Origin of the sequence: Oligoflexus sp. (genome assembly GCF_035712445.1) — a bacterium.
Taxonomy (GTDB): domain Bacteria; phylum Bdellovibrionota_B; class Oligoflexia; order Oligoflexales; family Oligoflexaceae; genus Oligoflexus.
The window spans coordinates 20,220-31,536 of record NZ_DASTAT010000105.1 but is presented as its reverse complement, the minus strand read 5'-3'; the positions used below and the strand labels follow the sequence as shown (position 1 = coordinate 31,536).

Annotated in this window: 8 protein-coding genes and 1 pseudogene; 8 read left to right on the top strand and 1 reads right to left on the bottom strand. The window is 54.5% G+C overall.

Annotated features, from left to right (window positions below):
- From VFO10_RS23285 to VFO10_RS23265, 5 genes and pseudogenes are all read left to right on the top strand, one after another.
- Positions 1 to 214, top strand: a pseudogene (locus VFO10_RS23285) (STAS domain-containing protein); the annotation flags it as partial.
- Positions 201 to 605 (top strand): anti-sigma regulatory factor, encoded by a 405-nt coding sequence (locus VFO10_RS23280; RefSeq protein WP_325144391.1) that lies wholly within the window; start codon positions 201 to 203, stop codon positions 603 to 605. The pseudogene VFO10_RS23285 and the gene VFO10_RS23280, both read left to right, overlap by 14 nt.
- A gap of 31 nt (positions 606 to 636) precedes the next feature.
- Positions 637 to 1,650 (top strand): ATP-binding SpoIIE family protein phosphatase, encoded by a 1,014-nt coding sequence (locus VFO10_RS23275; RefSeq protein WP_325144390.1) that lies wholly within the window; start codon positions 637 to 639, stop codon positions 1,648 to 1,650.
- The gene (locus VFO10_RS23270; RefSeq protein WP_325144389.1) at positions 1,647 to 3,164 is read left to right on the top strand and encodes an ATP-binding protein; all 1,518 of its coding nucleotides are present in this window, start codon (positions 1,647 to 1,649) and stop codon (positions 3,162 to 3,164) included. Before VFO10_RS23275 ends, VFO10_RS23270 begins: the two co-directional genes overlap by 4 nt.
- A 27-nt stretch (positions 3,165 to 3,191) precedes the next feature.
- Positions 3,192 to 4,826 (top strand): response regulator, encoded by a 1,635-nt coding sequence (locus tag VFO10_RS23265; protein ID WP_325144388.1) that lies wholly within the window; start codon positions 3,192 to 3,194, stop codon positions 4,824 to 4,826.
- Between the two features lie 54 nt (positions 4,827 to 4,880).
- On the opposite strand, the gene VFO10_RS23260 is transcribed toward VFO10_RS23265, so the two are convergent.
- Positions 4,881 to 5,519, bottom strand: a complete 639-nt coding sequence (locus tag VFO10_RS23260) for a hypothetical protein (protein WP_325144387.1) — start codon at positions 5,517 to 5,519, stop codon at positions 4,881 to 4,883.
- Between the two features lie 376 nt (positions 5,520 to 5,895).
- On the opposite strand from VFO10_RS23260, the gene VFO10_RS23255 reads away from it, so the two are divergent.
- The 3 genes from VFO10_RS23255 (at position 5,896) to VFO10_RS23245 (ending at position 11,276) form a co-directional block, all read left to right on the top strand.
- Positions 5,896 to 7,935, top strand: coding sequence for a SpoIIE family protein phosphatase (locus VFO10_RS23255; RefSeq protein ID WP_325144386.1), 2,040 nt, complete (start codon positions 5,896 to 5,898; stop codon positions 7,933 to 7,935).
- A gap of 32 nt (positions 7,936 to 7,967) precedes the next feature.
- Positions 7,968 to 9,578: a 7TM-DISM domain-containing protein gene (locus VFO10_RS23250; protein WP_325144385.1), complete on the top strand. Its 1,611-nt coding sequence runs from the start codon at positions 7,968 to 7,970 to the stop codon at positions 9,576 to 9,578.
- 255 nt (positions 9,579 to 9,833) lie between these two features.
- Positions 9,834 to 11,276: a CotH kinase family protein gene (locus tag VFO10_RS23245; protein ID WP_325144384.1), complete on the top strand. Its 1,443-nt coding sequence runs from the start codon at positions 9,834 to 9,836 to the stop codon at positions 11,274 to 11,276.
- Positions 11,277 to 11,317 lie beyond the last annotated feature (41 nt).

Here is an 11,317-nt window from a genome sequence, read left to right as displayed (position 1 = left end):
CGGCCAGATGCTGAGCAACATCGCCGCCATGTCCCGGATTTTGGACGCCGAAACCGTAGTCGTCGGCATGCAGCCGGCGGTGGCCATTACCCTTGTGGAACTGGGCCTCACGCTCAAAGGCGTGCGCACGGCTTTGAATATGGAACAGGGCATGGAGCACCTGCATGGGTTCATCCGTTCCCCCCCAGAGAACAGGATGAATGAATACTCTTAATCAAAGCGTCCTGCCGATAAGGACAGAGACCGATGTCGTCATAGTGAGGCAGAAGGTGCGCGCGGTCAGCGTCGATCTGAAATTCAGTCTTGTCGATCAGACCAAGATTGTAACAGCAGCCAGTGAGCTGGCGCGCAACGTTCTGATTTACGGCGGCGGTGGATCGGTGGCGATTGAAGTGCTTCTGCGTGAATATCGGAGCGGCCTGCGTCTTACCTTTGAGGATCAGGGTCCGGGCATTCCCGATCTTGATCTGGCTATGAAAGATGGATATAGCTCGGGCGTCGGGCTTGGAATGGGCCTCGGAGGCGCCAGGCGCCTCGTCAATGAATTTGAAATCACGTCAAGTGTCGGTGCAGGCACGCGCGTGGTGATTACGCGATGGAAGTAGGACTATTATGGAGGCCAGCTGGAATATACCCATGTCCGACCCTTCACAGGTCGGCGAAGCCAGACGCATTGCAAAAGCACTTGCGTCGAGTCTTTTATTCAATGAAACCGATGCCGGCAAGCTTGCACTTGTAGTGACCGAGATCGGGAACAATATACAAAAACACGCAGAGCGCGGCGAAGTGCTGATCCGCTCGGTGCACGACGGTCAGGGCACAGGCGTCGAGATCCTCGGCATCGATCACGGGCCTGGCATGAGCAACATCAATCTTTGTTTGGAAGACGGCTACTCCACGGCCGGGACGCCGGGCATGGGCCTTGGCGGCATTCGCCGTTTGTCGGGGCTCTTTGCCATTGATTCCAAGCGAGGCCAGGGTACCTGCATCGTCTCCCGTGTTTACCGTAGTCATTCCAACTATAATTTATCCACAGTGAATCCCCTTGAATTTGACTGCGGCGTGGTCATGGTTCCGCATCCGCATGAACGCGTCCCGGGTGACGGCTACCACGTGCATGAGGCACAGGGCATAGCCACGGCCATGGTGGTCGACGGTCTGGGTCATGGGCCTCCGGCGGCAGAAGCCGCGCAAAAGGCCTGCCTCATCATGCAGGAATTCGGCGGCGATCCTTTGGATGATTTGATTCAGACCATACATCTGGCCCTGCGCGGAACCCGAGGCGCAGCGATCGGCATCGCCCGCATTCTTCCAAAACAGCAGGAACTCCGCTTCATCGGTGTCGGCAATATCAGCGGAAGTCTGATGCAGCCGGACCGGCTTCCGAAAAGTCTTCTGTCCTTTCCCGACATCATCGGTCACGAGATGCGGAAGCCCAGGGAAATGATCTATCCCTGGACCGAAAAAACCGTACTCGTGCTGCATTCGGATGGCCTTCAAAGCCAGTGGGTGGCAGGCGCCTATCCCTGGGCTTTGGCTTCGGAAGCCTCGCTTCTGGCCGGAGTCCTTTATCGTGATTGGAATCGCGGACGGGACGATGTCACCGTACTTACCGTCAAACAAAGGCCGCAGGGGAGTCATCCGCGATGAAAGACACGATCAGCTCTTTATGTTGGCCCATTTTCACGATGGATATCCGCTACGAGCAGGATGTGGTTCAGGCCCGGCAAAGAGCCAGGCAGATCGCTTCGCATCTGCATTATGATCTGCAGGAGCTGACCCGTATCGCGACCGCGGTCTCCGAGCTGGTGCGCTACGCCTATAAAAATGGTTTCACGCAAGCAAGCTTCACTCTGGTGGAAAAAAAATTCAGGGTCGCCGTCTGGGGGGCTTTTCCGGATCACGGCGATATGCGGGCCAAGTGGACCGATAAAAATCTTTCCAACGATGCCAGAAGCCTTGGTTTGATCGGCGCTCGAAAGCTGATGGACGAGTTCAGCGTGGCCCCCTTGGACGATGGGGTCGAGCTGGCCCTCACCAAGACCCTGCCTCTGACCTTTCCGATCATTACGACCGAAACTTTGGAGGATCTCAGGCAGAAGCTCGAAGTCAACCGCATGCAGGACCCTTATGACGAAATCAAGCAGCAGAACCGCGAGCTGATGTTTGCGCTGAATGCGCTCAAGAATCAGCAGTTGGAATTGGAGCAGCTGAATAGGGAATTAGCAGAAACCAATCAGGGCGTGCTGGCACTCTATGCCGAGCTGGAAGATAAGGCATTATCCTTGCAAAAAGCCAGTGAAGCGAAGAGTTTGTTCTTTTCGAACATGACGCACGAATTTCGAACGCCACTCAATTCGGCAACTTCGCTTATAAGAATGTTACTGGAGCGACAGGACGGTGAACTTTCCAAAGAACAGGAGCGACAGGTCGTGTACATTCAAAAAGCAGTTGAAGACCTTTCGCAAATGGTCAATGACCTTTTGGATACCGCGCGCCTGGAATCGGGCAAGGTCGGCCTGCGCCTGACGTCGTTCCGCGTGGAAGAACTTTTTGCGGCCCTGCGTGGCATGTTTCGCCCATTAGCCAGCGAACGTTCGCATGTCAATCTGGTTTTTTTTGAAGACACTGCGGATCTGCCTTCCTTAATGTCCGATGAATCCAAGGTTTCACAGATCCTGCGAAACTTTATCAGCAATGCCCTGAAAAATACCGAAGCCGGAGAAATACGGGTCAGCGCAGAGGCCTTGGCCCCGGATCAGCTCATCTTTTCCGTGAGCGATACAGGCTTTGGCATCGCTGCAGAGGATCACGGCCGCATCTTCGAAGAATTCGTGCAGGTCGAGACCACGCGACCTCCTTTCGGTCACGGCACTGGCCTCGGCCTGCCTCTGTGCAAGCGTTTCGCCTCGCTTCTCGGCGGCCACATCCAGCTGAAGAGTACGCCGGGTCAAGGCTCCACATTTTCCTTGATTCTGCCGCTCGTGCATCATGAAAAACAATCGAACGTGATGGAGCCCAGCCCGGGCTCTTTGGGAGCCATTCTATCCCGAGATGGGATGAGCGAGACTTTTCCAAGCAGCAGCTCCCAGTTTTTGATTGATTCAACTTACGCCATGCGTGGCCTGGAAACACCACTTGCGCGGACTCATGATGTCCGATGAAGCGTCCATGCGAGGAGACCCTTGATAATGCATTCCAAATCCGCGAGTACGATACTGCATATAGACGACAAGGAAGCCAATCGTTACGTGATCAGGCGGGTTCTGGAACGCGAAGGGTATCGGGTTCTGGAGGCGGGATCAGGTGAATCGGGTCTGCAGCTCACACGAACGGAGAGTCCCGATCTGGTGATCCTGGATGTGAAGCTGCCCGGGATGAATGGTTTCGAAGTCTGCCAGCGCATCAAGACCGATCCGACTCTTCGTTTCACGCCCGTCCTGCATCTTTCATCCTACTACAATAAGGTCGAAGACAAGGCGCACGGCCTGCAGGAAGGGGCTGACGCATACCTGATCAGTCCGATCGAACCGATTGAACTCGTCGCCACGGTGCGGGCTCTTCTGCGGGTGAAGCGGGCTGAACAGGCTCTGGCGGAAAGCATCGTCAAAGAACAGACCGCCCGGCGCGAAGCGGAACGGCTTTACGAAGAAGCCAGGCAGGCCAATAAAATCAAAGATGAATTTTTAGCCACTCTGTCCCATGAACTGCGCACGCCCTTGGCCGCGATCCTTGGCCATGCCGAACTCTTGCTCGCAGGTCCCTGCCTGAATGATGATCATCGGCATTCGCTGGAAGTCATAGGGCGCAATGCCAAAGCTCAGTCGGAACTGATTGATGATCTGCTTGATATCTCGCGCATCACCAGCGGCAAGCTCCTGGTGGAACGCCTGGACGTCGATCTTTCGGCTGTTCTGAAGGCTGCGATCCAGGTTGTCGAGCTGGCTGCTTCCGCCAAAATGATTCGCATCGAAACCAGTTTCCCCGAGGACAAGGTTCGTGTGTCCGGGGATAGGGCCCGCCTGCAGCAGGTTTTCTGGAACCTTCTGTCAAATGCGGTCAAATTCACCGAACGCGGCGGCACCCTGCATGTGACCACGACACTGGACGGCCCGAATGTGTCTGTGGCCATTCGTGACAGCGGCATGGGCATCGATCCTAATTTTCTGCCCCATGTCTTCGAACGCTTCCGCCAGGAGAATGCCTCGACCACCAAAACCCATGGGGGCCTTGGCCTTGGGCTTGCGATCTGCAAGCACCTTGTCGAACTGCATGGCGGTATGATTGAAGCTCAAAGCGAAGGCCTGGGTCAAGGCGCGACCTTCATCGTGCAGCTGCCCGTGGCTTTGGATCTGCCTCAGGTTCAGTCACCCAGCCCGGTTCTGCATACCGGCGAGGATCTTTTGAGCCAGGCCCTGACCTTCCGCCGTCTGGATGCCACCAAACCTTTGACCAACTATCATATCATCGTGATTGATGACTCCGAGGACACGTGCATGCTCACGGCCAAGATCCTGGAACGGGTCGGCGCGCATATCGAAAAATTCTCGTCGGTGAAATCCGCAATGCGCTATCTAAGGGAAACCAAACAGCGCCCGAATCTTTGCATCTGCGACATCGCCATGCCCGACGAGGACGGCTACAGCTTCATTCGAAAACTCAGAAAGCTTGATATCAATGGGGAAACCATGCCGGCCATTGCTCTGACCGCCTATGCGCGGCTTGAAGATAGCATCACCGCCCGGCAGAATGGTTTCAACGCTCACCTTGCCAAGCCTGTGATGCCGTCGAAACTGGTGGCCACGATCCTGAACCTGACTCAATAAGCTCCACATACGAAAGAGGCCGGGCCCCTAGGGACCCGGCCTCTTTTACTAGACTTACTCGGCGATCGAGGCGTAACGACAGCTGACTTCATCATCCTGGAAGGTGAAGCCGTTCAGACAGGCATAACGCTTCACGTTGACCAGGGCTTCACAGCGATTGTTGCCTTTGATCTCCTGACCGTTGACGGTGCAGATCGTTGGGCGGTATTCACGCGTGCAGAAAGCAGGCTGATTGCAGCTGTTTTCCTCGTTTTCATTATAGGGGATGAAATCACTGAGAGGACGCAGCGTGCCCATCTCATCGACGTTGCGGATGAAGACGTTTTCCGCAAGGTTCTTCTCGCCGCGCACGGTCACCGAAACCTCGGCGTAAACAGGCTGGAAGATTTCAATGCAGACGAGATTTTTGCGCTGGCGACCCTCGACATAGGCCACGATTTCGTCCGTGCCATCCGCAGCCTTCTGCACTTCGAGTTTGGCTTGCAGCCCCTGCGCAAAGCAGCTGTTGGAGCCGACCATCACCTGACCGCGAACGATATAGGCGCGGAAATCAGGATTGAATCCACCGTTGGTAGGCTCGACCGCGACGTCCTGCAGAACCGCTTCTTCTTTGATATGGCGGTAACCAGGAGTGGCTGCGAAAGCAGAGAGAGAAACACTGAGACCGGCGATTATATTGATGAGGCGAAGCATGATATTTCCTCCTTGTAAGTCTGATTCAGATCTATCTCTTCAAGGCGGAAAAGGAAAGGCCAAGCTGAATCTTTATGTTCATCGTGTTGCAAGAAAGCGCGAAAACATATCTCAAGGTGATCGACTGAATAGCCAGCCAGCCCTTGAGTAGCAAAGTCTGCACACTTTCACCAGCATAACCTGGTCGACCGGACAGTTAAGAGCGCGCCTTTGAGAAGCGACTGGCCAAGGGACCAAAACCCTTGATTCCGCCTGTGGCCTCGGCCGCTTGCCCGCTTTGGTACTTCTCATAAAAACCTTGCAGGATAAGGCGTTCTGGTTGAGTCACGCGGCTTTTTTCCGATAAGGGGGACAGACACTCTCTGGCTTGGGAATCATGAATCGACTGAAGAAAACATCCATTTTCCTGAACGGACTTTCGTGGCCTATTTTCCACGGGCTGGCGAGCGCCTTTCTGCTCATCATGCTGGCCGTCCAGGCTTCGTCGCTCGGTTCCTACATTGATACGCGCATCATCGCGCCGATTTTTTTCAATGTGCGCGAGTACCTTGGTCAAACCCCTCCCATTCATCCGAAACTCAAAGTGATCGCGCTCGACGACAGCACCTTTTCCTATCTCGGGGGGCCGCGTCTGAACTATGCGCAGCTTGCCATGCTCCTGGATGCGGTGGGGAAACGTCATCCGCAGGCCATCCTGATCGATAGTCTTCTGTCCGATCAGCCAACGGGAATTGCCGGGAATCTGCCTGACTCCCTGGCCAGCCTTCCCGTTTATACAGGAAGCTTTCCGAGTCAGTTCCCGCTTCGTTTCCGCGAGCCCACCGATCTCTCGCAAAAAGCTTATCGGGCCAGCACCTATCTGGAAGAGGGCCTGACGCTCCCGAATTTGCCTTATAATCTTGACCTCAGGCAATCCTGGATTCCTTACGGCAATTCGTCGGGCTATGGGGAACTCGTGCGGGCGACCGGCCACATCACCTATAATCGCGATGGAACGATCTCGCCCTTCTATCAGATCAATGATGAAACGCTGCTGCCGCATCTCAGCCTTTATTCAGCGTCATCCATCAAACTGGGGCAAAAGGCCCTCACCATCAATGGCCGTGAGGTCCCTTTGACCAAACGCGGCGGGCTTTTGATCAACCATCGTCCTCCAGGTGATTTCTATCAGCGTTCCGTTTCGCTTCGCCCCATCCTGCAAAGAGCGCAGGCCGGGGAAGTGGAAACGCAGATCAACGAAGGCGACATCGTCCTGGTCCTGCTCGCTTTCGCCACTGGCAACACCGACTTTCATGAGGGCGGACCCTTCGGTGAAATCCCGGGTGGCCTCATCATCGCGTCCATGATCAGCGACGTCCTCGATGGCCGCTGGATCAGCCGCTGGGAAACCGATATCGCTTTGATCCTGACCTTCGGCATTGCCGGGATCGTGCTCGGGATCAATGCGCGGGTGCGTTACTACTGGGTTTACCTCGTCAGCGCCTGGACGTTGACCAGCACCCTGGCCCTCGTGCTCTTCAGCTATGCCCAGATCTGGATGCCCTGGCTGATTCCTTTGATCGCCTTTACCGGCACGAGCCTCATTCACTTCGCTCATGTGCGGATCCAGGACGAGATGAAGATGATGCTCATTGAAAAGAACTATTACGCTGAGAAAGCTCTGCGCTTGGAAGAAATGCATAAGAAGGCCGAGCTGGAAAGTAACCTCGCATTGGGCCGCGCGGTGCAGAAGCTGCTTTTGCCGCGGGCTCTGCAGGGAACTTTCTACGGCTTTCAGTACAACATGCAGTATAAGCCCGTGGCCGGCATGTCCGGGGATTGGCTTTATGTCTGGGATTTTTCCCTGGGTGAGCGCAGGATCTTCATGGGCGACGTCATGGGCACCGGCCCGTCCGCTGCGATTCCAGTTGCCGCCCTGATTGGTATTCTGAAAGACTGCGAGGAGCAGAAGCTCGGCGTGGAGGAGAGCTTCGCGCGCCTCAATCGTCGCCTGATCGAACTCTTCGATCAGCATGTCGTCTGCAGTCTGAGCGCCATCGTCCTTTATCGCGACGGCCGCATTGAACTTTTCAATGCCGGCGGCCCAGGCTGCTTTGTCTTCGGTGGCAAGCAGGCTGAATATTTTGTGATGCGCAGCAGTCCCATCGGTTTGAATCCAACCATCGAACTGGCCCGCTGCGACGTCGATCTTCAGGATCATCAGACCCTTTTCACCTTCACCGATGGTTTCATGCACGAGACGAAGGATTTGAAACGCCTCGTCCGTCATCTGCGGCAGGAAAAGATCGATCGTCCGCCTTTGGATCAGATTGAAGGCTGGCTCCACAGCACATTGCAGAGCCCGTCGCGGCCGGATGATCAAAGCTTGATTTGTATTCAAAGATCGAACAAGGCCAAGAATCCGCGCGTGGCCTAAGCGGTTAATTTTCGCAGCGAGGTGCACCGTCCATGCGGAATTTTATCCTGGCCTTGGCTTTATGGTTCTTCTCAACAGCGCCCACAAGGGCCGCGGGGACCTTGGACCTCAGCAACTGGCAGACTGGACAGCATTATGGTTCCATCCATGAGCCCTGGGAATTTCACTGGGAACAGCTCCTTGAAGTGGGTGCGGATCATCCCGAGCCCAAGGAGTGGCTTGCAGCCGGCCGCAGCTGGAATGATGGGCCCCTGGCTGATGGCACGCGGCGCCCCGCTGCGGGATTCGCCACCTATAAGCTGACGCTTCGCAATGTTTCCATGCGGCCCGACGGTTATCAAATTGGTATCAAGGGCGCAGGCACGGCCTATCGACTGTGGGTGTATCCCAAGGATGAGCCTCGGGCTTTTCACCTGGTGGAAAAGGGGCAGCTTGATTCCCGGAATTTCCAAGGCTCCCGTCGACCTGCCTTCGTTCATTTCTTCCCCACTCAGACCCGTGATTATATCGTGCTGCTTCAGGTCAGAAATGTGGATTACGCCTGGGGCGGCCTTTATTTCCCTGTTTTCCTGGGCACAGGGGAAACGATCCGCAGCAATTTTGAAGTCGAAGGATTTGTGAGTGTGCTCGGCATGGGCATCATGCTGAGTGTGGGTATTTACAGTCTCATGATGTGGGTGCGACGGCGCGAGGACAAGGCCGCTCTGATGCTGGCCCTGGTTTCGCTGGCCGGCGTCATGAGGCTTTGCAGCACCTCGCCCTTCATCACCGAGCGTGTGCCCGACTTCTTTTTTTACTGGCTTCTGCGGCAGGAATTTTTGTCGATGAACATGGGAATCTGCAGCTATCTCGCCTTCCTCGTGTTCACCTTCCGCGCGGGGCGCTTCACGCTGTGGGACAAGATCCTCAACATCTGTAACCTGAGCGTGATCGCCTGCTGCCTGGGCGGCTCTCTGCTCATACTCCCTTATCTTCTGACCTTCACTCAGACCCTGGTCATGGTTTCAACCTTCACCTTCATCGCCTATAGCTACAAAGCCCTCAGGCGCCGGCAGTCCGGGGCCAGCCTCGTCCTCATGGGATGTTTTCTGATCGCGCTCGCCGCGGTCTTTGATATTGCTTCGGCCATGTCCTCATCGGAAATTTTCATTACTCCCTGGGCCGTGATGATCTTTTTGATCCTTCAATCACAGATCGTTGGACTTCGGGCCGCCGAAGCTCATCAACGTTCCCATATGCTCGCCGAAGAGCTTCAGGTCAAAAACCAGGAAATCACCGACTTCAATCGAAATCTGGAAAAGCTTGTGGATACGAAAACCCGGGCGATCCGCTCGCTTCTGGACCATATTCCTCAAGGCGTTTGCACGGTCGGGCGGGATGGTCGGATTGCGAAAGATTTCTCGGCTCACCTGACCCAGGTTTTGGAGATCAAGGACCCGGGGGCGCCTGCATGGCCTTGTATCGCGATCATTTTCTGCTGGAACTCCGCCGACGGATCTTCTTACTGTGAAATTTCAACGATTCCAGCTCCGCCAGCACTTCACTTTTGCAATTCACCTCGTGATCCAAGGCATCACCTGGAAAAGCCAAGGATCGATCGCCGGGAAGTCTCTGAGCGTCACATCCTGCCTATTATTTTGTAATATCAAAATGTTACAGCTTTCTAAAGAGAACCTTTAGTTAAACGCAGGCCGTCGTAAAACATTCCAATATTTTGAAAGGTTTCTGTACATATTCTAAAGCGAAAACCTTCGCAGATCTTAAAATAACCTCATGACATCAGCACCTTTAATCCATGCTTGCTCTGGCCTGTCCCTTGCGTATTCCGCATCGCGTCGGGTTTCTGAGTTCGCCCTGACGTTGACGTAGTTCCCACTGTTGCTGTTTAAGAGGATCTTATGCTGTTCCTATTACGCTCACCATTGTCAATCGTGATCGCACTTCTCGCTTTTCAAGCAGCTTGTTCCAGACCCTACGAGAGCCGAAGACATTCGCCAAAACCAAATCTACCTATCCCCACAAAGGTGAATGAAGACCAAAAGCAAACTGCAGATGTTTCTCAATTGTTGACCATAAATGGCGACGGACCGCACTATGAATATTCCGACCCCTGCGAGCTGGCCCTGAGGAATACCTTAAGGACTATCGTCATTCAAACGCCAGCTGGTGCTGAAATTCCTCCGGATCAGGAACTGCGGGGTACGCTGTCGATGTATGAGCGTGGGCAGCCTGGACAATCGAATCCTGGGCTGGTGACCGACATACTCATCAAGTTGCGCGGCAACTCCTCCCGCTCGTTCCCAAAAAAGCAGTTTGCAGTGGAATCCATTGGTGGCAATGGAAAAGGCATTGAGCTGCCGCTCCTCGATCCAAGCTGCCCTGCAGGACAAAAATGGGTCCTGAACGGGCAATACGCGGACAAGACATTGATGCGCAACTATACGGCATTGAATCTGGCGAGGCGCCTCAATGTCTATGCTCCGCGCAGTGCCTTTGTATCCCTTTACTTTATGGTCGATGGGAAGCCTACCTTCCATGGACTCTACGTACTCACGGAACGAATCGAGGTGAGCAAAGAGCGTGTCAACCTTCAGAAGCCGACAGCCGAAGACCCTTCCGGGGGTTATCTTTTGCGAATGGATCGTGTCGACCCTGAAAAATTGGCCCTGGATGGGGCGACCGAAGTGGGGCTCATGGTTGACAATGTGAAAAAAGACAAGTTATCACCAGCGCAAACATCCTATATTCAGGAGTATCATGATCGAATTCGGGAGGTACTCGGGCAAAGCATGGTTGTCCCGGAGGATAGCCCCCTCCATCATACTCATTGGATTGATACCGCGAGTTTTCAATCCTACCTGCTTCTGCGCGAGCTTTTCCGAGACGTCGACACTTACTATCTGAGTACCTACCTGACTAAAGATAGGGGGCCGAATGCAAAACTCAAGATGGGTCCGGTCTGGGATTTTGATCTTGCCTTTGGCAATGCCAACTATGGCTACAACGGTGCAACTGAAGGTTGGCAATTCGATTTCGCAGATAGCCAGATCGCATTATGGATGCGCAATCTGATGCGCGATCCGAAGTATGCCGAACAAACCCGAAGTCGCTGGAAAGGCATGCGAGAAGGTCCCTTCAGCGATCACAATCTCAGCAGCTTCATCCATGAAACATTACAGCATATTGCGCCAGAGGCACGGGAAAATTTTGTCCGCTGGCCGATTCTGAATGAATTGGTTTGGCCTAATCGTCAGGCGCTTGGAAGTCATCTCGCGGAAGTGCAGGATCTCCATGACTGGCTGATCAAGCGTGCCCGGTGGATGGATGAAGCCCTTCGCTAGCACGAAAGCGCCTGTCTCGCCTAAGTGTTCCGGAGACATCG